The organism is Neisseria sp. P0021.S007 (assembly GCF_051956855.1).
Genome location: NZ_JBQCXA010000005.1, coordinates 14,060 through 38,611, shown reverse-complemented (window position 1 = coordinate 38,611; position 24,552 = coordinate 14,060). Strand labels below are relative to the sequence as shown.

Genomic DNA, 24,552 nt, shown 5'->3' with positions numbered 1-24,552 from the left:
CTTTCGGTTTAATATAAAACGGTCGAGGGGGATACGACCGTTTATTATGAAATTCAACGGTCTTAGCTGTTCAACCAATCATCAATTTCTTTTTCAGCTTCATCTTTAGTGCGACCGTAACGCTCTTGGATTTTACCAGCCAACTGATCGCGCTTGCCTTCGATGATGTCCAAATCGTCGTTTGTCAGCTCGCCCCATTTTTCTTTGGCTTTACCTTTAAGTTGCTCCCATTTTCCTTTGATAATATCTTCATTCATAGTTATATAATCCTATCTTATTGATTAATATTTAATTCACTGATAAAACCGCTTGCATTTAACCTTACTTGATAATTTTTTAATTTGCAAGCAATGCCAATGCTGATTTTTTAATCAGCTACCCAATATTTTATTAATTTTATAAATAATCAATAAGTTATATAAAATTGTTAAATTTTGAAAATATTAAGATATTATTGATTACCGCCTTTTACGTGTATTCTTTAAATCAATCGACCTCACTATAAAAAACAGGCCGTCTGAAAATCTTTCAGACGGCCTTTACTATCCAATCTTTCCTTTAACGGCCAAAATTATCTCGGCGTTCGCGCCAGTCTTGGCGGATGGAGCCGCTTTTGCCGACCGGTGTGTCTTGTTCGACTTCCCAAATAAAATTCGTTCCGCCGCCAATCGGATGCGAGCCGCGTAAACCGATGTGGCTGCCTTGGTCGGCAACGGCAGTTCGGCTGTATGTTTGGCCGCCAAAACGGGTTTGCGAGGTTTCGATGCCGCTTTTGATGCTGCCGTAAAGCTGTACGTCGGCATGTGCGGCCAGTGCGGCGGTGGAAAGTGCGGCAGTGAGGAGAAGTTTCAAGTTCATGGTTTATCCTTTTTTGGAGAGGAATTGTGAGGCGATTGTATCGGCCTTGTGCGTAAACAAGTTACAATTCTTGCAAAATCTGACAGGAGTTTTGATGATGCACTCTTTACGCGCTGCCGCGGTGCAAATGGTGTCGTCCACCAACCCCGAAACCAATATTGCCACGATGAAACGCCTTGTCCGCGAGGCGGCCGAACAAGGGGCGGATTGGGTGTTGCTGCCCGAATATTGGCCGCTGATGGGCAAAAACGATACGGACAAGCTGGCATTTGCCGAGCCTTTGGACGATGGACGCGTCGGCGAAACCTGCGACACCCGTTTTCAGACGGCCTTAAGCGAAACGGCAAGGGAATGCGGCGTGGTGTTGTTTGGCGGTACGGTTCCGCTGCAAAGCCCAGACGCGGGCAAGGTGATGAACACGATGCTGGTGTATGACCGCGACGGCAACCGAGTCGGGCTTTACCACAAAATGCACCTTTTCGGCTTTTCCGGTTTGGGCGAACGCTACGCCGAAGCCGATACGATACTGGCAGGCAGCGATGTGCCGAAATTGAGCGTGGACGATGTTCCGCTGGCGGCCGGCGTCTGCTACGATTTGCGCTTTCCTGAGTTTTTCCGCGCCCAGCAGCCGTTTGATGTTTTGCTGTTGCCGGCCGCGTTTACCTACACGACCGGCAAGGCGCATTGGGAATTGCTGCTGCGCGCCCGCGCAGTGGAAAACCAATGCTACGTCATCGCGTCGGCACAAGGTGGACTGCATGAAAGCGGCCGCCGCACATTCGGCCACAGTATGATTATCGACCCTTGGGGCGATGTGTTGGCGACGTTGTCGGAAGGCGAAGGCGTAATTTGTGCCGATTTGGATACCGCGCGACTGCAAAGCGTGCGCACGCGCCTGCCTGCCCTGAAACACCGATTACTTTAAACACGCACTATGTCCCAGTTCCAACCTACACGCATTCTCGGCATCGACCCCGGCAGTCGCGTAACCGGCTTCGGCGTTATTGATGTCCACGGCCGCGAACATCATTATGTTGCTTCCGGCTGTATCAAAACGCCGACCGGCGCGTCGCTTTCCGAACGCATCGCCGTGATTGTCCGCCATATCGATGAAATCATCCGCCACTATCAGCCGCATCAGGCAGCCATCGAACAAGTGTTCGTCAACGTCAACCCAGCCGCGACGTTAATGCTCGGTCAGGCGCGCGGTGCCGCGATTGCCGCTTTGGTCATGCACGATTTGCCCGTGTTTGAATACACCGCGCTTCAGGTCAAGCAGGCGGTGGTTGGCAAGGGTAAGGCCGCCAAAGAGCAGGTGCAGCATATGGTGGTCCAAATGCTTGCACTTTCAGGTACACCGCAAGCCGATGCCGCCGACGGACTCGCCGTCGCCCTCACCCACGCCCTGCGCAATCACGGATTGGCTTCGCAACTCAACCCCGACGGCTTGCAGGTCAAGCGCGGCCGTTTTCAATGGTAGGCCGACATTCAGGCCGTCTGAAATATGTTCCAGCCCGTTTTCAGACGGCCTTTCGGTTATAATAGCCCTTTGCCCACATACAGCGAGCCTTCATGAAAGCCGCCTTCCTTTTTCTCTATCTCATCCGCCTGCTGCCTTTTTGCGTGTTGCACAAGATTGCCGACGCGATCGGTATTCTCGCCTATTACGCAGTCAAACCACGCCGCAAAGTCGGCGAGGTAAACCTCAAAAAATGCTTTCCCGAGCTAAACGACAGCCAGCGCACTGCCCTGCTCAAACGCCATTTCCAACACATGGCGAAGCTGATGCTCGAATACGGCCTCTACTGGTACGCGCCTGCGGATAAGCTGCGCTCGTTGGTACGCTATCAAGACAAACACCATCTTGACGAAGCCCTCGCCGCCGGCGAAAAAGTCATCATCCTCTATCCGCACTTTACCGCATTTGAAATGGCGGTTTACACGCTCAATCAGGATGTGCCGCTGACCAGCATGTATTCGCACCAAAAAAACAAAGCCCTGGACGAGCAGATCCTGAAAGGCCGCCACCGCTACAACAATGTTTTCCTGATCGGCCGCACAGAAGGCCTGCGCGCCATCATCAAACACCTGCGCAAAAGCGATGCGCCCTTTCTTTATCTGCCCGACCAAGACTTCGGCCGCAACGATTCCATTTTCGTCAATTTCTTCGGCATTCAGACGGCCACGATTACCGGCCTCAGCCGTATCGCCGGCATGACCAAAGCCAAAATCATTCCCGCCATTCCCACGCGCGAAGCCGACAATACCGTAACCCTGCGCTTCTATCCGGCTTGGGACAATTTCCCGACCGAAGATGTCGAAGCCGATACCCAGCGCATGAATGACTTCATCGAAGAGCGGGTACGCGAGCATCCCGAACAATATTTCTGGCTGCATAAACGCTTCAAAACCCGTCCCGAAGGCGAAAGCAGCTTTTATTGACTACATTGAATTACAATTTGAATATGCAAAAAGCGACGAAATCCTTCTTTCGCCGCTTTTTCATTTTAATTGAATCAAACCGAAACTCATGTTTGGTTTTAAACAATCAAATAATATTCTGCTTTAAATGCTTTAAAAACAACTTTTTTCATCGTGATTGAAACTTTCAAACAACCCTATATTTTTTCTCAAATGAAAAACATCAGGCCAATACACTTTTTTCATTTACATATTAAATTTAATTTCTTTTAAAAACAATATATTAAAAAACAGTCCATCTGAAAAAATACATTTTAATCATTCAAAATATGAAATAAAATTAAATTAAAATTTAAAAAAACAAAATAAATATCTAAATTTAAAACAATTATGAAATATAATTGCAAAAATATGACAATACCTGAAATTTATACCGAAACTAGCCTTCAGAAAAAAATACTTGGCAAACTGTAAAAATTCGCGTAAATTTCACTACATCAAATTACAAAACGTTCAGACGGCCTCGCTGGTTTTAGATACTTTTGTAAGCAATTTTCTGATATTGCAAGAAATTGCGGTATTTTAGAGGATTTCGGTGCAATGCCCGAAATGAAAGTTTACCGATGCAGAGTTGAGCTGCATCTGTAAAGCCGCAGGTGAAAGCCTGTATTGTTTGTGAAGCGTAAATCTCTGATTTGAGGTATTGGGGCAATCCTGTGGGGGATTGCCTCTTTTTTTATCTGCGCCGTCATGCCACAATGACATCATCCCTTATCCAACCCGATCACGCCATGACTCCGATACTTGCCTTCGACATCGAAACCATTCCCGACGTAAACGGCATCCGCCAGCTTTACGATTTGCCTGCCGATTTGCCCGACAACGAAGTCGTCCTGTTTGCCCAGCAGCAACGCCGCACCAAAACCGGCAGCGACTTTATGCAACACCATCTGCACCAAGTCGTCGCCATCTCCTGCTGTATGCGCTGGGGTCAGGACAAAATCCGCGTCAGTACCATCGGCGATCCCGAAGACAGCGAAGAAGTCATGATTGCCAAATTCTTCGAGGTCATCGAAAACTATACGCCGCAACTCGTCAGCTGGAACGGCGGCGGTTTCGACCTGCCCGTCCTCCACTACCGCGCCCTGATACACGGCATCAGCGCCGCCCGTTATTGGGACATGGGCGACGGCGACTTTGGCGACAGCCGCGACTTTAAGTGGAACAACTACATCAGCCGCTACCACTCCCGCCATTGCGACCTGATGGATTTGCTCGCCCTCTACCAACCGCGTGCCAGCGTGCCTTTGGACGATATGGCCAAACTCTGCGGCTTCCCCGGCAAACTGGGCATGGACGGTAGCAAGGTCTGGGACGCTTATCATGCAGGCCGTCTGAAAGACATCCGCGATTATTGTGAAACCGATGCCGCCAATACCTACCTGATGTATATGCGCTTTCGCATGATGAGCGGCGCGCTCGATGCCGACGAATACGAAGTCGAAATCAAACGCATCAAACATTATCTGGCCGCACAAGCCGAAGAAAAACAACACTGGGCGGAGTTCGTCGCTGCTTGGCGTTAAATCAGGCCGTCTGAACAGCTAAACCAAAAAACCAAAAGGGCGTGATCGACACGCCCTTTTTTATATTTCGACAAACCATGCCCATTAAGCAGGCAAACGCCCCAGCGTTACCCTATCCAATCCAGCCAAATCCTGTTCGGTTGCCACTTCTGCAAAACCGTTCTCCAGCATAATGTTCCGCACTGCTTTGCCTTGGTCATAGCCGTGTTCAAACAGCAGCCAGCCGTTGGCTTTCAGGTATTTAGGGGCTTCTTGGGTAATGTGGCGGATATGGCTGAGGCCATCTGAAAAGTCGGTCAGCGCATTTTGCGGTTCAAACCTCAAATCACCTTGCGATAAATGTTCATCGCCATCCTCGATATACGGCGGATTGGAAACAATCACATCGTATCGGCCTTCAGACGGCTTGTCGGTATCAAACCACGAACCCTGCGCAAACTCCACTTTTGCGCCCAATTCGGCCGCATTTTGACGGGCAGTATCCAAAGCACCGACGCTGATGTCGGATGCACGAACATCGGCATCACCGCGTTCAAGCGCGATGGTTACGGCAATGGCGCCGCTTCCCGTCCCCAAGTCCCACACACGGCCTTGCGACGGCAAGCGTTTGAGCACGGCTTCCACCAAATGCTCAGTTTCATGGCGTGGAATCAGCACATGGGGATTGACGGTAAAGCGTCGTCCGTAGAACTCGCGCTCGCCCAACAGATAGGCCATCGGCTCGCCTTTCAGACGGCGTTGCGCCAAAGCCTCCAAGATTTGCAGGTCAGATTCCGCCAAATCGTCCGTACCGCGTGTAACCAACTGCGCACGCGTGTAACCCAGCGCATATTGCAACAACATCCGCGCTTCATTTTTGGGCAGTGCCGATTGGCGCAACCATTCATCAAGCGTCATTTCTCGTCCCATCTGCCAGCGTTGTGGCTTTTCTTTCCTTAATCTTTCCGGCAAACGTGCCGATGGTGGCAACCGCAAATGCGGCATACCACAAATAAAATCCCGCGCCGTAGCGCACAATATCCGATGTATTCCCTGCTTCATCGACGTGTACGGCTTTCACACTGAAAGCCACCAGCGCCAAGCCCCAAAGTGCCGTATGGACAGGCACAACCTTCTTCCGCAACACCAGCAACACAATGGCCGCCAACCAAACATAATTCGCATAGGCCGCACAATATCTGATATCCAAAGAAGCAAATATCGACCCCAAAATCAAAACGGTCAAACCCTTCATGCTTTCATGATTGCCCAAATAAAATGCAACATTGGACAAAGATGCTATCCACAGTGCAACCGACACCAGCAACATCACTATGGGAAAACTTGATTTCCGATTCTGTTCCTGCATGGTTTTATCCTAATGCAAAAGGCCGTCTGAAAACCTTTCAGACGGCCTGCCGTTTAAATTTCGCTACCGCCGACGGTCAGTCCGGCATCAATCCTCAGTGTCGGTTGTCCGACGCCGACAGGAACGCTCTGCCCTTCTTTGCCGCAGACACCGATGCCGCTGTCGAGCGCAGTGTCGTTGCCTATCATGGAAACGTGTTTCAGCACTTCGGGACCGTTGCCGATGATGGTCGCGCCTTTGACAGGATATTGCAGTTTGCCGCCTTCCACCCACCACGCTTCGGATGCGCTGAACACGAACTTGCCGCTGGTAATGTCCACTTGTCCGCCGCCAAAGTTGACGGCGTAAATGCCCTTGTCGATGGACGCGATGATTTCTTCCGGCTCATAGCCGCCGTTTTCCATAAAGGTATTGGTCATGCGCGGCATAGGAGCGGAAGCGTAACTTTCGCGGCGGCCGTTGCCGGTCGATTGCATACCCATCAGGCGGGCGTTGGTTTCGTCCTGCATATAGCCGACCAAAATACCGTCTTCAATCAATACAGTACGGCGGGTTTCGTTGCCTTCGTCGTCGATATTGAGCGAGCCGCGTCTGTCGGCAATATCGCCTTGATCCACAACGGTAACGCCTTTGGCAGCCACGCGCTCGCCGATTCGGCCGGAGAAAACGCTGGTTTCTTTACGGTTGAAATCGCCTTCCAAACCATGTCCAACCGCTTCGTGCAACAACACGCCCGGCCAGCCGTTGCCCAAAACAACGGTCATCTCGCCGGCAGGCGCAGGACGGGATTCAAGATTGGTCAGGGCTTGTTTGACGGCGGAATCGACAAACCGATGCACCAAGTTTTCATCGAAATACGCCAAATCATAACGCCCGCCACCGCCTGCGCTGCCCTGCTCGCGACGCTCGCCCTGCTTGGCAATGACGGTTACGTTCATGCGCACCATCGGACGGATATCGGCAGCGTGTTTGCCGTCCAGACGGGCGATGTACACCATGTCGTATTCGCAGGTCAAACCGGCCATCACTTGCACGATACGCGGATCGGCGGCTTTGGCCAGCGTTTCAACTTTGTTCAACAGCGCGACTTTGGCAGCAGAATCAAGACTGGCAATAGGGTCAATCGCCATATGGACAGGCTTGCCGTAGGCAGGTGTCGGCACTTTGACGCTGGCTTCGCCGCCAGCCGCACCAATCACGCGCACGGCTTTGGCAGAGCGGTTGATCGAATCGATACACAGGCTGTCAGCGTAGGCAAAAGCAGTCTTATCGCCCGAAACGGCACGCACGCCCACACCCTGATCGATTTGGAAGCTGCCCGATTTGACGATGCCTTCTTCCAAATGCCAACTTTCATAGGCAGTACGCTGGCAATAGATGTCGGCATAATCGACATGGTTGGCGCCGATAATACTCAGGCTTTGGGCGAGCAAATCGGGGGAAAGGTGGTTGGCTTCGAGCAAATCTCGCTGTACCGCGGCGTAGGTTTGTTGCATAATTTTTCAGACGGCCCGACGAGCAGGCAAAGTTAATTTGGCCTTGATTATACGGTATTTTATATGGCTTTGGATATGTTGATTGCTTGGATTTATGAGTGATTGAAACAAATCAAAAGGCCGTCTGAAATATAGGGTTGAAATGTTTGCCTTACCCTATTTCAACCGGCCTGTTCGTTTGACGTTCAGACGGCCTTTTCAATCACGGCAAAGCCAATGCCACAATTTAATTTCCATACAAAACAAAGCATTACAACAAAAACCATTATTTTTTCAATTTTGCTATTGATAATAGTTATTATTAGCGTATAATCAAAACCACTCGGAAGACGTCCTAATCCGAGCCATTAAACGACAGATTTTATCCCCCTCTTTCCCATTATCTCTTGATACTCGGAGTGCGCATATACGAAACATACCTGTTCCCCTTTATATCAGATACTCAAAACCGAAAAACATGAAACCCACTGCCGATACAGTGGGTTTCGTGTTTTTTGGCGTTCGGTTTATCAGGCTTGGCCGGCTGCTTATCAGGCCGTCTGAAACCGAATAGGCCTGATTATCGGCAGGTTTTCATGTTCAACTTGCCATAACGGCCGACAATGTTTCTGATGTCTTGGGCATCGCGCTCGTCGACCGCCATAAAGACCACGGTCATGCGTGCTACGCTCAAACCGGTATCGGGTGCGCTTCTGTCTTCCTGTTCGACAATGCGCGCACCGCCAAAACCTGCGCTGGACAAGCGTGAAATCAAAACTTGGGCGGAAGAGCGGCTGCGTGTTACGTCAATGCTGATTTCGCCGTTGTGAATACTGCCGCTAAAGCCGCGGCTGCCCAAGGCATCAAGCTGGGCGGAAGTGTCGCCGTCGGCAGGCAAGACCACGCGGAAGGTTTTGGAAGAAGTTTCGCCACCGGATGCGCCGTTACGTTTTTCGATACTGCGGCTGGCCGCATGAGGCCATTTGCCCAACAAGCCTTTGATGCGGTGGTAATCGTCTTCATCCATCACTACGGTGGCGCTGCTGGTACACAAGCGTTCCACGCCGGCCGCGTCCATCTCTTCTTCGGCTGCGCGACGCTCTTGCGCTTCTTTCTCGCGGCGCATTTTTTCTTTTTTCTCTTTCAACTGCTGCGCTTCTTGCTTTTTACGCAAGGCTTCTGCTTCTTCGGATTCAGGTTCTGCCATAATCAGGCCGTCTGATTCATCCGCCACCCAATCGGGTTGCGATGCCTGCTGAGGCTCGGCTTTGGGCGCGTCCAAAGAAGACGGGCGCAATAATTCGTGCGTGCCGCCTTCCAAGGCAGATTCGGGTTTCGCGGTTTTATGTTGTGTCCGATAGGCAACCATGCTGCCAAAAACAATGATGTTGAGTGCGACCAAGACCGCAAACAGCCATTTCATGATGCGTTTTCCTTTTTATTGTCCGTTGCGATGGGCAATCCAATGCAAGAGCCCGTGAATCACGAGATTATCGACGATTTTCACTTGATTGTCATGAACGAATGACTCCGGCAGCGCCTGCACGACTCTGGCCGCGCCGCCGCCCGTGATAATAATATCGACCGGTTTGCCTTCGCCCGTTTTGTCTTTCAGACGGCCATGCATCATCATCAACGCGCCGCAAACGGCATCCATCATGCCGCTGGCAATGGCGTTCGGCGTTGTGGTTGGGAACGGATATACCTTGCCGATGGGGCGGTTGAGGTTGGCGGTCTTGAGCGCCATCGCCTCTTTCATCAAGTGGAAACCGGGCATGATGGTGCCGCCGAGATAATGATTGTCTTCCGTCAGCGCGTCGGTGGTTACGGCGGTGCCGCAGCTGACGACGACGCAGGCATTTTGCGTAAAGCGACGGCTGCCCAGCGCATTAAACCAACGGTCGGAGCCATGTTCTTCAGGACGGCGGTAATGGTTGCGGATACCCAAAGCCTGCGGCATGGAAGACAGCCATTCGACCGGACGGGTTAATTGTTCTTCCACCATCGCTTTTTTTACCGAACCGCACACGGCGCAACCGACAATCTTCACATCATCATCGGCAAATTGCAGCCATTCTTCGCCCAGCTGGGTCAAATCACGATACGGCGCGCGGCCGACTTCGGAAAATGTGCCGTTCTCTACCCACGCCCATTTCAACTGACTGTTGCCGCCGTCCAGCAGCAAAAAGCGTTCCGGCTTAGTCGCGGCAGGTTGCGCCGGACGATTATCCGGACGCAAGCTGATCTCGCCGCTGACAATGGTTTTCTCGCCATTGTCGGTCAACAAACGCAACGCGCCTTGCGCATCCACGCCTTTGACTACGCCTTCATGAACAATGCGCCCTTCTTGAAGCAGCAAGACCGGCCTGCCTGTGTCGCGGTTGGCGGCATCGTATTCGCCGACACATGACGCGAATCCGTTTTGCGCGTATTCGTTCAACAGCGCATCGAGTTGCGCCAATACCGCATTCAATAAGGTTTTGACGCTTACGCCCTGCTTAGAGGCCGTCTGAAACAATGCCTGTATGGAAGTGGCGTTTTCAACTTCTTTCGGCAATACAAAATTGATACCGATGCCGATGACGGCGACAGTCCTATTCTCTACCCGCGCCGTTTCAATCAAAATACCGGCCAATTTATCGTTGGCCACGACCAAATCGTTCGGCCACTTGATATTTACGTCCAAACCGATATCGGCAAGCGCGCGTCGGCAAGCCAATGCCGCCACCAACGCCAGCGAACCCAGCTCATACTGCGGCTTGTCAAACGCCCAGCCCAAGCTGAACATCAGACATTCACCCTGTCGGTTGACCCAGCTTCGCCCTTGCCGTCCGCGTCCTTTGGTTTGGAAATGCGCCACGCACAAGGCCTTATGCGCCAAATCTGCCGACTGGCGCGCCAATGCCATGATTTCATCATTGCTGGACGAACATTCGTGTTTCAACTGCGCACGAAAACCCTGTTTTCCGGCCATTTGTTGCAGAGATTCTTCGGCAAACACAGCCAAAGGGCGCACCAAACGCCATTGCCCGTCGTGCTGGCGCAGCAAACCGCGGATATGGCCCGGCATCTGCTGCCAGAATCCGTTTAATTGTTGCGGCTTCATACCGACCACGCGCGCCAACTGAGAAACGTGTTGCGGCAGGCCGTCTGAAAGTGCGGCGAGCAAGGCCCAATGGCGGCTGTTCAAATCCGTCATTCGCCTCCTCCGGCTTCGCGAATTTTCGCCAACGTTTTGGTGGTCGAAGTCTGGTGTAAAAACGGAATCGAAAATACTTTGCCGCCACGCGCAAACGTCTCAGCCGCACCGACAATCTTATCCACAGGCCAGTCGCCGCCTTTAATCAATACATCAGGTTTGACCATTTCAATCAACGCAGCCGGCGTATCGTCATCAAACCATGTGACCAAATCCACGCTCGCCAATGCCGCTGCCACTGCCGCGCGGTTTTCCAAAGGATTAATCGGACGATCGTCCCCTTTGCCCTGACGGCGCACCGAAGCATCGGTATTCAATGCCAACACCAAAGCCGCACCGGCCGATCGCGCCTGCGCCAGATACGTTACATGGCCCCTATGGAGAATATCGAAACAGCCGTTGGTAAACACCAGCGGACGGGGCAATGCCGCCAAACGCTCCGCCAGCTTTTCGGGCGGACAGATTTTGGATTCAAATTCTGGAGCTGGCCATTCGGACATGATGCGGTTCCTTTGGGAATGAAACAGAAAATAATCGGGGTATTATAAAGGATAACGGCGAAACGCCATAAAAAGATACCGAACGGTACAATATTCGGGCTTGACTGCGTATTCATTGATATTTGATAACACAGCAAATGCTATTTTTGCCGATGCCATGATGAAACGGTTTGATAAATACTTTTTTGAAACCCAATTAAATCTGAAGTAAAATTCGGGTATAAATGGAAAAAAGCCTGCATACAATATGCAGGCTTTCATCTGGGGTGGCTGATGGGGCTCGAACCCACGACAACTGGAATCACAATCCAGGGCTCTACCAACTGAGCTACAGCCACCGTAAAAATTGGCACGCCCGACAGGAATCGAACCTGTAACCCCCGACTTAGAAGGTCGGTGCTCTATCCGGTTGAGCTACGGGCGCTCATGCCGATTCGTGCTAAGAATTTTGTGGTCGGGGCGGTGGGATTCGAACTCACGACCCTCTGCTCCCAAAGCAGATGCGCTAACCGGGCTGCGCTACGCCCCGACTGAAGACCTGAACTATACAGACCCTTTTTAACCCGGTCAACATCTACTTTGCTTTATTTTTTCATTTTTTGATTATCTTATTATTTTTAATCGTTATTTATTTTTATGTTTCACAATCAGGGCTACTCTTTTGTGTCAGGCCGTCTGAAAAATGCGATAATTTAAACGCAATATTTATCCCTATTGAGGAGGAAAAATCATGGCTGCACAACTTATAGACGGAAAAAAAATCTCCCAGCAACGCATCGAGGCGGTCGCACAGGCGGTAAAAGCGCGTCAGGAAAAAGGTTTGCACACGCCTTGTTTGGCGGTGGTATTGGTCGGCGACGACCCTGCCAGCGCGGTTTATGTACGCAATAAAAAACTGGCCTGCCAAAAAAGCGGCATTGAATCGCGCTCTTACGAGCTGCCGTCTGAAACCACGCAAGACGATTTGTTGAAACTGGTGGACGAATTGAACGGCGACCCTGCCGTCGACGGTATTTTGGTGCAACTGCCGCTACCGGCCCACATCGACAGCCAGGCAGTTTTGGAACGTATCATGCCGCATAAAGATGTGGACGGCTTCCACCCTTACAACGTCGGCCGCCTGGTCGTCAAAATGCCGCTGATGCGCCCGTGCACGCCCAAAGGCGTGATGACTTTGTTGGAAGCCTACGGCATCGACCCGAAAGGCAAAAAAGCCGTGATTGTCGGCGCGTCCAATATTGTCGGCCGCCCGCAGGCGTTGGAATTGCTGCTGTCCCGCGCGACGGTAACCATCTGCCACAGCGCCACGCAAAACCTTGCCGATGAAGTTGCCGCCGCCGATATTTTGGTGGTCGGCGTGGGCATTCCGAATTTTGTTAAAGGCGAATGGGTCAAACCCGGCGCCGTCGTTATCGATGTGGGCATCAACCGCTTGGAAGACGGCAGCCTGTGCGGCGACGTGGAGTTTGATGTCGCCAAAGAACGTGCGTCCATGATTACGCCCGTTCCCGGCGGCGTCGGCCCGATGACGATTGCCACTTTGTTGGAAAACACGCTACACGCGGCCTCATTGCACGACTAACCGCCGTCATTAAATTAGGCCGTCTGAACATGGTTTTTCAGACGGCCTGACCTGTTTTTTGTTTTTTTACCTTATCGGCTTCACATGTCCTTACTCGCTTCCCACACCGACAACCCGACTTTCCGCAACGCTTCCTATATCCTGATGGGTTTGGCCTTGCTGATTGTCTTGCACTACCATCTGCTGCCGCTGCTGCTGTCGGTTATCCTGACCTATATCTTTATTACGCGCACCAACGGCGTCATCCTCAAACTCCGCCGCCGTGTTTTACCGCGCAACACGCGGCTGCATAAATCGCTCAATGCGCACAACATCAACCTGATTTCCACCACGCTGACGCTGGCCATCGTGTTCAGCATCATTGCGATGATGTCTTTGGGCATTTACCACCTGATACACGGCGGCCATGTCGGCTTTATGCTGGCCAAGCTGGCGGCGATTTTGGAAGACACCAAAAACAGCCAAGACCTGCCTGCGGCCATTCTCAATATGCTGCCCAACAATATGGCCGAAATCAAAGCCTCGGCGATCAAGCTGATTGACGAATACCGCGCCGCGCTGACCCGCATCAGTAAAAACAGCATCACGTCCTTCGTGTACATCCTCATCGGCATCATCATCGGCGCCATGCTCAGCTTCCACCGCCTGAAAATGCGTAAAAACCGCCGCAAAATGCCATTGTTTAAAGCCGAATTGGTGCAACGCATCGTCACTTTTGAAACCAGCTTTGAACGCGTGTTCCTCGCCCAAGTCAAAATCTCGCTGATCGACACTTTCCTGACCGGCCTGTACCTTTACTTGGTTTTACCGCTGTTCGGCGTTGAGCTGCCGTTTAAAATGACCGTCCTGATCGTCGCCTTTATCGTCGGCCTGATTCCGGTAGCGGGCAACCTGATTTCCAACACCATCATCATTATTTTGAGCCTCGGCGCATCGCTTTACGTCGCACTCGCCTCGCTGGTGTTCCTCGTTGTCATCCACAAGCTCGAATATTTCCTCAACGCCAAAATCATCGGCTCGGAAATCGAATCCAGCGCGTGGGAATTGCTGGTGGCGATGGTCGTCTTTGAACGCATTTTCGGCATCGGCGGCATCATCGTCGCGCCGGTTTATTACGCCTATTTGAAAAACGAATTGAAACTGCGAAAATTGATTTAATCAGTTGCGTTTATACACACAAAAGGCCGTCTGAAAACGACAATCGGGTTTTCAGACGGCCTTTGCTTTACCTTTTCTTACACTTTACGGCATAATGGCAGCCACGCATTTCTAGAAGAAAGATAAATAATGTCAACCAAAACCCCTTCCCTATTCGGCGGCGCGATGATTATCGCCGGTACGGTTATCGGCGCAGGCATGCTTGCCAACCCGACCGCCACCTCCGGCGTATGGTTTACCGGCTCGCTGGCCGTGTTGCTGTACACCTGGTTTTCCATGCTCTCCAGCGGCCTGATGATTTTGGAAGTCAATACCCATTATCCGCACGGCGCCAGCTTCGACACCATGGTCAAAGACCTGCTCGGCCCGGCTTGGAACATCATCAACGGCGTTGCCGTCGCTTTCGTTTTATACCTGCTCACCTACGCCTACATCTTCGTCGGCGGCGACCTGACCGCCAAAGGCATCGGCAGCGCGGTAGGCGGCGAAATCTCGCTCACCGTCGGCCAACTCGTCTTCTTCGGCATTCTCGCCTTTTGCGTTTGGGCATCCGCACGCTTGGTTGACCGTTTCACCAGCATCCTCATCGGCGGCATGGTATTGACCTTCATCTGGGCAACCGGCGGCCTGATTGCCGATGCCAAAATGCCTGTTTTGTTTGATACCCAAGCCCCTGCCGGCACCAACTACTGGATTTATGTCGCCACCGCCCTGCCCGTTTGCCTTGCGTCATTCGGCTTCCACGGCAACGTTTCCAGCCTGCTCAAATACTTTAAAGGCGACGCGCCCAAAGTGGCCAAATCCCTATGGGCAGGAACGCTGATTGCGCTTGTGATTTACATCCTCTGGCAAATCGCCATCCAAGGCAACCTGCCGCGCAGCGAGTTCGCACCGGTTATCGCTGCCGAAGGCCAAGTTTCCGTCCTGATCGAAACGCTGTCCAAGTTCGCCCAAACCGGCAATATGGACAAAGTGTTGACCCTGTTCTCCTACATGGCGATCGCAACGTCCTTCCTCGGCGTAACGCTCGGCCTGTTTGACTACATTGCCGACATCTTCAAATGGAACGACAGCATTTCCGGCCGTACCAAAACTGCCGCGCTGACCTTCCTGCCGCCCCTGATTTCCTGCCTGCTCTTCCCTACCGGCTTCGTTACCGCCATCGGCTACGTCGGCCTGGCCGCCACCATCTGGACAGGCATCATCCCCGCCATGCTGCTCTACCGCTCGCGCCATAAATTCGGTGCCGGCAAAAACTACAAAGTTTACGGCGGATTCTGGCTGATGGTTTGGGTCTTCCTCTTCGGCATCATCAACATTGCCGCCCAGATATTGAGCCAACTGGAGCTTGTTCCCGTATTTAAAGGTTAAATTCCCTTAAGGCCGTCTGAAACACCCTCTTTCAGACGGCCTAATTCATTATTTTCCGCTACAATACCCCCTTTCCCCCAACGAACACCGTCCATGTACGACAATATCCGTTTCCATCTCGACGAAGACTATCCCGACCAACTCCCACCCGAAAACGCTGCCACCCACATCGGCATGTACTGGCAGTGGGCGGCGCAGGCAGGCCTCGTCAACCCCGTCTGGCAAACCGCCCCCGAAACCGCAGCCGACTTCGCCGCCATGACCTCGGGCAAAATCAGCGGACGGCACTTCCTGCTCAAACACATGGACGGCGCATTGACGGCAGACGACTTTACCGAACTCGGCCAACGGTTTACCGAGTTCTACTACACCGACGAAGAAGACGGCTACGGCGCATTTATGGAAGACTACATCCTCGCCCTCGACACGCCCTCGCTCGGCGGCTTCTACCACGTCAAAAATACCCCGGAAACCTTCGCCAAACTGATACCCGTTTTTCAGACGGCCTTTGAAAAATGGAAAAGCAGTTTGAAAGCAGAAAAATAAGAGCCACCACCATGAAACTCATCATCCTCGACCGCGACGGCGTCATCAACCAAGACCGCGACGATTTCGTCAAATCCGTTGACGAATGGATTCCCATCGAAGGCAGCATGGATGCCATCGCCTTTTTAACGCAGGCAGGCTACACCATCGCCGTGGCCACCAACCAATCCGGTATCGGCCGCAAATACTTTACCGTGCAAGACCTGACCGAAATGCACGCAAAAATGCACCGTCTTGCCGTTCAAGCAGGCGGTACCATCGACGGCATTTGGTTTTGCCCGCACACCGCCGCCGACAACTGCGAATGCCGCAAACCCAAGCCCGGCATGATTATCGACATCATCGAACGCTTCAAGGCCAATGCCGCCGAAACCTGGCTGGTCGGCGACAGCCTGCGCGACCTGCAAGCCATTGATGCTGCAGGAGGCAAATCCGCGCTCGTCCTGACTGGCAAAGGCAAAAAAACGCTGGCCAAACACGAACAAGACCTGCCCGAACACACCCAAGTCTTCGACAACCTGCTCGCTTTCTCGCAATACATCATGCGTGAAAACACACAAATCGAAGAAGCCGCGCAAGCCATCCTATAAACGACAAGGCCGTCTGAAAACTGCCGACAACGGTGTTCAGACGGCCTTCAAACGACTGACTTTTCCCCGATATGCTGATTATCCGCAACCTGATTTACTGGTTCATCCTTTCCTCTAGCATTATTTTACTGTTCCCCTTTATGCTGCTTGCCCTGCCCTTCCAAGGCGGCGCGCACAAAATGGCGCAAGTTTGGGTGCGCATCCTCAACTGGTCGCTCAAGCACGTCATCGGTTTGAACTACACCTTAAACGGTGCGGAAAACATTCCCGACCGCCCTGCCATCATTTGCGCCAAACACCAAAGCGGCTGGGAAACCCTCGCCCTGCAAGAGATTTTTCCGCCTCAAGTCTATGTTGCCAAACGCGAACTCTTCAAAATCCCTTTCTTCGGCTGGGGCTTGAAACTGGTTAAAACCATCGGCATCGACCGCAGCAACAGCCGCGAAGCCAACAAACAACTTTTAGAACAAGGCCTTGCGCGTAAAAACGAAGGCTATTGGATTACCATTTTCCCCGAAGGCACACGCCTGCCGCCCGGCGAAAAAGGCCGCTATAAGCTCGGCGGCGCGCGCATGGCAAAAATGTTTGAGATGGACATCGTCCCCGTCGCGCTCAACAGCGGCGAGTTTTGGCCGCGCAATTCCTTCCTCAAATACCCCGGCACGGTCAGCGTCATCATCGGCAAACCCATTGCCCACAACAACGGCAATGAAGCCGAACTCATGGCTCAATGCGAGCAATGGATCGAAAGCCAACAGCCCCTGATTACCGGACAAGGCCCGTTCGCGCCCAAAACCAAATAAATCATTCCATCGGGTGGGCCGCTATACCCGCCCTTTCCATGCCGTCCAATATTTTTCTCAACATCATGCCCCACCTCCATACCCATACCCTTTCAGACGGCCTCACCATTCATATCCAGCTCAAACGCAGTGCCAAGAAAAACCTCATCTTGCGCCCCGTTTCCGCCGATACCGTCAGCATCAATATCCCTCCGTTTGTTACCCAGCGCACCTTTACCCAATGGCTGAACGACAACGAAGCCATCCTGCGCCGTACCCTAAACAAAACACCGGCTCGGCAAACACCTACAGACACGCTTCCCGAATGGATTTGGTATCAAGGCGTTCAGACGGCCTTGTCCGTCCACGCAGCAAACCACATCCAAATCAGGCCGTCTGAAATTCTGTTGCCCGAAAAAGAAACCGCCGCCCAACTTACCCATTTGCGCCGCTTCCTGCACGAGCGTGCGCACGAATATCTGCTACCGCGCCTCGAAGGCCATATCCGAACCACCCACCTGACCCCGAGCGCCATTTCCCTTTCCAACGCCAAAACCTTCTGGGGCGTTTGCCGCCACACCACCGGCATCCGCCTCAACTGGCGGCTCATCGGCACGCCCGAATATGTCGCCGACTACGTCTGCCTGCACGAACTCTCCCACCTGCGCCATCCCAACCACAGCCCTGCATTTTGGGCTCTAACCCACTCGCTCACGCCGCATGTCGACCAAGCCGAACAATGGCTGAAGGCGCACGGCGGCGAATTATTCCACCTCGGCTAAGTCTTTCCAGCAGCATTTTTCTGCAAGCAAACACCAGCCCAAAGCAAAGAATCAACGTCCTCCAAACAAATCATGTAGCCGCGCGTAAAATCAGGTTTATCCGCTTGCCGCCCCCTCAGGCATGCCGATAAGATGATTTCGTTCTCAAAACCCTTTTCAGAAAGGAAAACCGATGACCAAAGCAAAATCGTTACTGGCCACCGGCATTTTGGCTCTTTTCTCCGCCACGGCATTCGCCTCCCCACTGCCTTCCGAAATCTACCGTCCGGATGGCGCGCACACCATCAAAGCCGATCATCAAGGCGACGGCGAATTTGAATACGAAGCCGAACTTTCCGGCCAACGCAATTCCATTCCTTCCTTGGCCAAAAAAGTGATCGCCCACGCGCGCAGCAAAGGTTTCCATGTGGTTGAGTCTGAAATCAAACACGACGATGCCGATCTGAAATTCAAACGCGGCAAACAAGAGCTGGACGTTTCCATCGAAGACAAAGGCCAAGGCCGTATCGAATATAAAGCCGATTTAGATTTGGACAAAAACTAAATCCGACTCGCAAACAAAGGCCGTCTGAAATCCCATCGGTTTTCAGACGGCCTTTTGTCGTCTTTATCAGATAAAATGGCACTCGGTTTGCAAAATTTCCGACTCAAAACATTGTACAATCTGCCCACTTATACCGATAACATCCCCAACATTGCCATGAAAAAACGTCTGCTCCTCCTCGCCATCCTGCCCCTTTCCCTTTACGCCGCCGATGTGCCGCCCAACGTAAAACCCGAGCTTCAAGTCAACACTGCCGAACCCCAACAGCCCGAAGCGCACAATATCCCTGCCGAACAGACAAACAGGCCGTCTGAAAAAATCATCGACGTCGATGCCGACACCCTGCTTGCCAACACCGAATTACTGGCACGCGCCATGTATTCCGCCGTCGTCGCCCACAATATCCCCGGCATCAAAGCCGTTTTGCCCATTTACGAACAATGGCCCGAACACGACCGTGCCATGGCACGCTATGCCAAAGGTTTGCTTGCCCAATCCGAAGGGCGCGCCGCCGAAGCCGTCGGCCATTACCGCCGCTTTATCGCCGAGCAACCCGACGCTTCCGCCGTCCGCTGGCAGCTTGCGACCGCCTTGTTTGAAGACAAACAAAACGAAGCCGCGGCCGACCAGTTCAACAAACTGCAAACCGAATCCCTCCCGCCTGCCTTGCAAGAACGCCTCGAAACCTACCGCAAAGCCCTGCGCGAACGCGACTCATGGCAATTCAACGCCGGCTTGAACATCACGCGCGAACAAAACATCAACCAAGCCCCCAGCCAACGCCGTCTGGGCAACCACCTGAGCGACGAACAATGCCGCGCCGTGCGCCTTGTCTATCCCGACGACGACTGCTTCCGAGGTTGGACATTCCCCGAACCCATCGATGCCACCGCCATCCACTATCAAATCGGCGCAGAAAAAAAATGGTCGCTGCCACGCGGCTTCTATGCCACGGTAGGCGCAGACCATTACGGCAAAATCTACCCCAAACACACCAACTACAACGACCTCACCACACGCTTCTCAGCAGGCATCGGCTATGCCGACCAGCGCAACGACGTCGGCATGACCCCGTTCCACGAGCGCCGCTTCTACGGCAACGACCCCTACACCTACACCAGCGGCGCACGCCTCCACTACAACCATTGGTGGCAACCCAAGCTGCAAACCCTCAGCGCATTTGAAGCAGGCCGTCTGAAAAACAGCCGCCGCGAGCATTCCAACAATACCAGCCAACTGCTCAGCAACTCCATCGTGTACTACCGCAACGCACGCCAATACTGGGTAGCCGGTATCGACCTCTACCGCGAACGCAACCGCGACGACAAAGGCGACAGCTTCAACCGCTACGCCCTGCGCACCACATGGGGACAAGAATGGCCCAAAGGCCTCTCCACCGTCCTACGCCTCAGCGCCGCCCAACGCCGTTACCAAGCCCCCGGGGTTTTCAGCAACGAACAAAACCGCCGCGACAAAGAAGCCTCCGCCTCCCTGAGCGTATGGCACCGCGCCCTCCATTTCAAAGGCATCACCCCGCGCCTGACCATTGCCCACAACAAAACATGGAGCAACGACAAGTTCTACGAATACGGCAAAACCAAAATGTTTGTCGAATTGAGCAAAACGTTCTGACAAGTAGAATCAATCTGTAGATAAAGCAAAAATGCCTGTCCTGCATACTTATTTACAAGACAGATTCAAACTTTTACAGATACCGGATAAATAGATTTTTTAAGGTATAATTTCTTATTAAATTCATATTTATCAAATAGATGAAATTTAAGCCCATATTACTTTACAACGTAACGTACAACACTACATAACGCTACAAAAAAAGCAGGCCGTCTGAAACCCAACTTGGCGTTTCAGACGGCCTTAGTATTCATTATCATATCCGCTTACCTCTTCAGAAAGTATGATGATGAACGCCCTAAACAAAACCCTCTTATCCGTTTCTGTCGCGCTGGGATTGAGCGCCTGCGCTTCCGTCAAAACCGCAGATACCTACGACCTAGACTTCTCCAAACAAAAATACACCGAACAAAGCATCGAAGTGAACGGTCAGGCGGTTAAATTCCGCGCTTACGAAGGCGTGGTTTACGTCCGCAATCCTGTCGATACTCGTTACGAAATCATCAATATTTATGTACCCGAAGCCTATTACAACGGCGGCGAGATAGACGGTTTCAATGCCGAAACCGCACCGATTTTCCTGCCCAACCAAATCGGCGGCTATATGCCGGCTGAACCGGGCAAACCCGCTTTAGAAGGCAAACGCGGCGAGCCTGAAGACAGCCAAAAATCTCCTAACGCCGCCCTGGTTGCCCTCTCCAAAGGCTACGTCGTCGCCTCCCCTGGCGCACGCGGCCGAACAGAACCCACCGGCAAAGTACCTGCCGCTATTGTCGATTTGAAAGCCGCCGTCCGTTACCTGAAAGCCAACGACAAAGTCATGCCCGGCGATGCCGAAAAAATCATTTCCAACGGCACAAGCGCAGGCGGAGCGATGTCCGCCCTCTTAGGCGCAACAGCCGACCAAAAAGATTACGAAAACCACCTCAAAGCCTTAGGCGCGGCAGACGGCAGCGACAAAGTTTTCGCCGTATCCGCATACTGCCCGATTACCGATTTGGACCATGCCGATATGGCTTACGAATGGCAGTTCAACGGTATCAATGACTACAGAAAAATGAACATTTCCATGCTCGACTACCGCGTCAAACGCGAGCTGGTCGCAGGCACGCTGACCGATGACGAGAAAAAACTGTCCGACCTCCTCAAACCCCTATACCCCGCATACCTCAACAGCCTGAACCTGAAATCCCCCGAAGGCAAACCCCTGACACTGGACGCCCAAGGCAACGGCAGCTTTAAAAACCATATTGCCGGTTTACTTGCCAAATCCGCACAAGCCCAACTTGATGCAGGCAAAGACCTGAGCGACCGCACTTGGCTGACCATCCGCAAAGGCAAAGTTATCTCCGTCGATTTCGATGCTTACGCCAAAGCCGCCGGCCGCCAAAAAACACCGCCGGCCTTTGACGGCGTAGATTTAAGCACAGGCGAAAACCAACTCTTCGGCACCAATACCGTCGATAAACGCCACTTCACCGCGTTCTCCATGCAACACAACACCGCCTCCAACGCCGAAATCGCAGATGAAGAAACCATCAAAATCATGAACCCGCTCAACTACATCGGCAAACCGGGCGTGAACCTGCCGCAAAACTGGCGCATCCGCGTCGGCACCAACGACCGCGACACCTCACTGGCAGTCTCCGCCGTCTTAGCCGCCAAACTGCAAAACAACGGCCAAACCGTCGATTACGCCCTGCCTTGGGATGTCGGCCACGGCGGTGATTATGACTTAGACGACCTGTTTACCTGGATGAAGCAAGTCAGCAGCTCTACAAAATAATCGTTCGCAACATAGATTGAGATGAGATTTAGTATCCCGTTTTAATTAAAGAAAGGCCGTCTAAACTTTTTCAGACGGCCTTTCTTTTATTTAAATTAAACAACCATTTTTATCATTAATCGCAAGATACCTACCACCCACTCATTTCTAATGAAAAAAGTACAAATTTAATGGAAAATACACACCTTCAAACTTAATTGCCTTTAAAAAAACGAATGCGCTCCTTTCTCCACATCCTCAAGAAAATCGGCAAAATAGCGCTGATTATCCCTATTTTTGCCCTATTGTATTTTTTATCTGCTTGGATGATGGCTTCGTTGCCGCTTAATGAAGAGCAGCCTAAAGGGGAAATTACTTTATTTTTAGTCAGTAACGGTGTGCATACTGATGTAGTCATGCCGCTGAAGAATGATATTTTTGATTGGTCGGATGTCGTCAATCCAAAAGACACGCTCACTGCTGATCCTCAGATAACGCATATCGGTTTAGGCTGGGGGGAGCGCAATTTTTATTTATACACGCCTGAGTGGAAAGATTTGACTTTCTCCAATGCTTTAGGTGCATTAAGCGGGCTGAACCGTACGCTGATTCATGTTACTTATTATCCTTTTGAACCACGAGAAAATAGCCACGTCGTCAAATTTTTGGTCACGGCTGAGCAATACAGGAATTTAACAAAATCGCTCTTGGCCGGTTTTCAACAAGAAAATGGGCAACCCATCTTGCTAAAAGGAATCCATCATCAGTCTAACGATGCTTTTTACGAAGCCAAAGGACGCTATCATTTATTCAATACTTGTAACACTTGGTTGAATGACAAATTGGTTGAAAGCGGCCTTAAAGGTGTGTATTGGACTCCTTTCTCTTCGCCCTTGCTGGAACAATACCGATAGCCTTCACGCTTCTCAATTTTTGGTCTATGTAAGACTTCAGGCCGTCTGAACATTTTCAGACGGCCTGTATTTTGATAAAAACCCAAAGCCCTTTATTATATAAATGAAATTTTTTAATAGAATTAAATATTAATTTTTACAAATAAACTAATTTTAAATTCTATAAAATAATTAAAATAAAGAAATTTTAGAATAAAATTGCTAAAACAAAAAACTAAGCCTTGTTTAATTCTGCTAAAACCTGTAATCTGTATCAAAAATAAACAAGAGAGTCCATCATGTCCCAACACCACCCTACCGATGACATTAAGATCAAAGAAGTCAAAGAGTTACTCCCTCCAATCGCGCATTTGTATGAGCTGCCTGTTACGCCTCAGGTTGCCAATTTGGTTTATAAAACACGTCATGAGATTTCAGATTTAGTTCACGGCCGCGACAACCGTTTGCTGGTCATCATCGGCCCATGCTCGATTCACGATACTAAGGCGGCGGTAGAATATGCGCAAAAATTGCTGCCCTTGCGCAAAAAATATGAGAAAGAGCTACTGATTGTAATGCGCGTGTATTTTGAAAAACCGCGTACAACCGTTGGCTGGAAAGGTCTGATTAACGATCCGCACTTGGACGGTACGTTTGACATCAACTACGGCCTGCGCCAAGCACGTCAGTTGTTGCTGACTTTGAACGAAATGGGCATGCCTGCTTCGACTGAATTCTTGGACATGATTACGCCGCAATACTACGCCGACCTGATTTCTTGGGGCGCGATTGGGGCGCGTACGACTGAAAGCCAGGTACACCGCGAATTGGCCAGCGGCCTCTCCTGCCCTGTCGGTTTTAAAAACGGTACGGACGGCAATCTGAAAATCGCCATCGACGCCATCGGTGCCGCCAATCATCCGCACCACTTCCTGTCTGTAACCAAAGCCGGTCATTCCGCGATTGTCCACACCAGCGGCAATCCTGACTGCCATGCGATTTTGCGTGGCGGTAAAGAGCCTAATTACAGCGCGGAGCACGTTAAAGACGCGGTTGCGCAGCTTCAAAAAGCCGGCGTGAGCAGCAAACTGATGGTGGACTGCAGCCATGCCAACAGCCGTAAAGACTTCCGCAAACAAATGGATGTAGCGCGCGATGTTGCGGCGCAGCTGAAAGCCGGTGAAGAAAACATCATGGGCGTGATGGTGGAAAGCCACTTGGTTGAAGGACGTCAGGACAAGCCTGAAGTTTACGGTCAAAGTATTACGGATGCCTGCATCGGTTGGGATACGACTGAAGAATTGCTGGCCCTGCTTGCCGAAGCGAAAGGTCATAAAGCGTAAGTGCGACATCATTAAAAAGACCGGATATGTTCCGGTCTTTTTTGTGTCTGTCATTTTGATTTCTTTGCTCAAGATCCCGAGCAATTTTTAGTCAGGTTTGACATTAAAACAATATGTCCGAAAAAATTCAGGCCGTCTGAAAACCCCGATCACTCAGGTTTTCAGACGACCTCTCCT

The 24,552-nt window shown here is 51.6% G+C and carries 24 protein-coding genes and 3 tRNA genes; 16 read left to right on the top strand and 11 right to left on the bottom strand.

Features of this window, described 5'->3' with window-relative positions; all coding sequences use genetic code 11:
* Nucleotides 1-62 precede the first annotated feature (62 nt).
* A complete protein-coding gene (locus ACTHUR_RS07555) occupies nt 63-257 on the bottom strand; it encodes a CsbD family protein (RefSeq protein WP_004520971.1) in 195 nt (64 codons plus the stop codon).
* A gap of 301 nt (nt 258-558) precedes the next feature.
* Entirely contained in the window at nt 559-858 is a 300-nt protein-coding gene (locus tag ACTHUR_RS07550) for a porin (RefSeq protein ID WP_004520970.1), read from the bottom strand.
* 94 nt (nt 859-952) lie between these two features.
* Between ACTHUR_RS07550 and ACTHUR_RS07545 the strand changes: the two genes are divergently transcribed.
* From ACTHUR_RS07545 to ACTHUR_RS07530, 4 genes are all read left to right on the top strand, one after another.
* The gene (locus tag ACTHUR_RS07545; RefSeq protein ID WP_004520969.1) at nt 953-1,783 is read left to right on the top strand and encodes a carbon-nitrogen hydrolase family protein; all 831 of its coding nucleotides are present in this window, start codon (nt 953-955) and stop codon (nt 1,781-1,783) included.
* 9 nt (nt 1,784-1,792) lie between these two features.
* A complete protein-coding gene (gene ruvC, locus ACTHUR_RS07540; RefSeq protein ID WP_003684216.1) occupies nt 1,793-2,338 on the top strand; it encodes a crossover junction endodeoxyribonuclease RuvC in 546 nt (181 codons plus the stop codon).
* A gap of 77 nt (nt 2,339-2,415) precedes the next feature.
* Nucleotides 2,416-3,300 (top strand): lipid A biosynthesis lauroyl acyltransferase, encoded by an 885-nt coding sequence (locus ACTHUR_RS07535; RefSeq protein WP_224783391.1) that lies wholly within the window; start codon nt 2,416-2,418, stop codon nt 3,298-3,300.
* A gap of 770 nt (nt 3,301-4,070) precedes the next feature.
* Nucleotides 4,071-4,865: a 3'-5' exonuclease gene (locus ACTHUR_RS07530; protein WP_039862538.1), complete on the top strand. Its 795-nt coding sequence runs from the start codon at nt 4,071-4,073 to the stop codon at nt 4,863-4,865.
* Nucleotides 4,866-4,949: 84 nt separating this feature from the next.
* Here the strand turns inward: ACTHUR_RS07530 and prmC are convergent, their stop codons facing one another.
* From prmC to ACTHUR_RS07485, 9 genes are all read right to left on the bottom strand, one after another.
* Nucleotides 4,950-5,762, bottom strand: coding sequence for a peptide chain release factor N(5)-glutamine methyltransferase (prmC, locus tag ACTHUR_RS07525; protein ID WP_004520961.1), 813 nt, complete (start codon nt 5,760-5,762; stop codon nt 4,950-4,952).
* On the bottom strand, nt 5,752-6,213 hold the full coding sequence (locus ACTHUR_RS07520; RefSeq protein ID WP_004520960.1) for a hypothetical protein: 462 nt from the start codon (nt 6,211-6,213) through the stop codon (nt 5,752-5,754). Before ACTHUR_RS07520 ends, prmC begins: the two co-directional genes overlap by 11 nt.
* Before the next feature lie 53 nt (nt 6,214-6,266).
* Entirely contained in the window at nt 6,267-7,709 is a 1,443-nt protein-coding gene (tldD, locus tag ACTHUR_RS07515; RefSeq protein ID WP_004520959.1) for a metalloprotease TldD, read from the bottom strand.
* A gap of 559 nt (nt 7,710-8,268) precedes the next feature.
* Nucleotides 8,269-9,111, bottom strand: a complete 843-nt coding sequence (locus ACTHUR_RS07510; RefSeq protein ID WP_004520957.1) for a hypothetical protein — start codon at nt 9,109-9,111, stop codon at nt 8,269-8,271.
* 15 nt (nt 9,112-9,126) lie between these two features.
* Complete coding sequence (locus tag ACTHUR_RS07505) at nt 9,127-10,887, bottom strand: bifunctional biotin--[acetyl-CoA-carboxylase] ligase/type III pantothenate kinase (RefSeq protein ID WP_004520956.1); 1,761 nt, start codon at nt 10,885-10,887, stop codon at nt 9,127-9,129.
* The gene (locus ACTHUR_RS07500; RefSeq protein ID WP_004520955.1) at nt 10,884-11,387 is read right to left on the bottom strand and encodes an adenylyltransferase/cytidyltransferase family protein; all 504 of its coding nucleotides are present in this window, start codon (nt 11,385-11,387) and stop codon (nt 10,884-10,886) included. The genes ACTHUR_RS07505 and ACTHUR_RS07500 overlap by 4 nt, the downstream gene beginning before the upstream one ends.
* Nucleotides 11,388-11,649: 262 nt before the next feature.
* Nucleotides 11,650-11,725, bottom strand: a tRNA-His gene (locus tag ACTHUR_RS07495).
* Between the two features lie 9 nt (nt 11,726-11,734).
* Nucleotides 11,735-11,811 (bottom strand) — tRNA-Arg (locus ACTHUR_RS07490).
* A 27-nt stretch (nt 11,812-11,838) separates the two neighbouring features.
* Nucleotides 11,839-11,916: transfer RNA gene (locus ACTHUR_RS07485), tRNA-Pro, on the bottom strand.
* 201 nt (nt 11,917-12,117) lie between these two features.
* Between ACTHUR_RS07485 and folD the strand changes: the two genes are divergently transcribed.
* From folD to aroG, 12 genes are all read left to right on the top strand, one after another.
* Nucleotides 12,118-12,969 (top strand): bifunctional methylenetetrahydrofolate dehydrogenase/methenyltetrahydrofolate cyclohydrolase FolD, encoded by an 852-nt coding sequence (folD, locus tag ACTHUR_RS07480; protein ID WP_070695149.1) that lies wholly within the window; start codon nt 12,118-12,120, stop codon nt 12,967-12,969.
* An 84-nt stretch (nt 12,970-13,053) separates the two neighbouring features.
* Nucleotides 13,054-14,127 carry an AI-2E family transporter gene (locus ACTHUR_RS07475; RefSeq protein WP_049322947.1) on the top strand — a complete coding sequence of 358 codons (1,074 nt, stop codon included), beginning with the start codon at nt 13,054-13,056 and terminating at the stop codon, nt 14,125-14,127.
* A 129-nt stretch (nt 14,128-14,256) separates the two neighbouring features.
* Nucleotides 14,257-15,498 (top strand): aromatic amino acid transporter, encoded by a 1,242-nt coding sequence (locus tag ACTHUR_RS07470; RefSeq protein ID WP_070695148.1) that lies wholly within the window; start codon nt 14,257-14,259, stop codon nt 15,496-15,498.
* 93 nt (nt 15,499-15,591) lie between these two features.
* A complete protein-coding gene (locus ACTHUR_RS07465) occupies nt 15,592-16,044 on the top strand; it encodes a DUF7832 domain-containing protein (protein ID WP_150540625.1) in 453 nt (150 codons plus the stop codon).
* An 11-nt stretch (nt 16,045-16,055) separates the two neighbouring features.
* Nucleotides 16,056-16,634, top strand: coding sequence for a D-glycero-beta-D-manno-heptose 1,7-bisphosphate 7-phosphatase (gene gmhB, locus ACTHUR_RS07460; protein ID WP_039862535.1), 579 nt, complete (start codon nt 16,056-16,058; stop codon nt 16,632-16,634).
* Nucleotides 16,635-16,705: 71 nt separating this feature from the next.
* Nucleotides 16,706-17,437, top strand: a complete 732-nt coding sequence (locus ACTHUR_RS07455; protein WP_070695146.1) for a lysophospholipid acyltransferase family protein — start codon at nt 16,706-16,708, stop codon at nt 17,435-17,437.
* 65 nt (nt 17,438-17,502) lie between these two features.
* On the top strand, nt 17,503-18,198 hold the full coding sequence (locus ACTHUR_RS07450; RefSeq protein WP_039862552.1) for a M48 family metallopeptidase: 696 nt from the start codon (nt 17,503-17,505) through the stop codon (nt 18,196-18,198).
* A 172-nt stretch (nt 18,199-18,370) separates the two neighbouring features.
* A complete protein-coding gene (locus tag ACTHUR_RS07445; RefSeq protein WP_004520945.1) occupies nt 18,371-18,742 on the top strand; it encodes a hypothetical protein in 372 nt (123 codons plus the stop codon).
* 156 nt (nt 18,743-18,898) lie between these two features.
* Complete coding sequence (locus tag ACTHUR_RS07440; protein WP_283120690.1) at nt 18,899-20,374, top strand: surface lipoprotein assembly modifier; 1,476 nt, start codon at nt 18,899-18,901, stop codon at nt 20,372-20,374.
* A 289-nt stretch (nt 20,375-20,663) separates the two neighbouring features.
* On the top strand, nt 20,664-22,160 hold the full coding sequence (locus tag ACTHUR_RS07435) for a subtype B tannase (RefSeq protein WP_191620598.1): 1,497 nt from the start codon (nt 20,664-20,666) through the stop codon (nt 22,158-22,160).
* Nucleotides 22,161-22,375: 215 nt separating this feature from the next.
* Nucleotides 22,376-23,053 (top strand): TIGR02117 family protein, encoded by a 678-nt coding sequence (locus ACTHUR_RS07430; RefSeq protein ID WP_004520941.1) that lies wholly within the window; start codon nt 22,376-22,378, stop codon nt 23,051-23,053.
* Between the two features lie 278 nt (nt 23,054-23,331).
* Nucleotides 23,332-24,375, top strand: coding sequence for a 3-deoxy-7-phosphoheptulonate synthase AroG (gene aroG / locus ACTHUR_RS07425; RefSeq protein ID WP_004520940.1), 1,044 nt, complete (start codon nt 23,332-23,334; stop codon nt 24,373-24,375).
* Nucleotides 24,376-24,552: the final 177 nt, after the last annotated feature.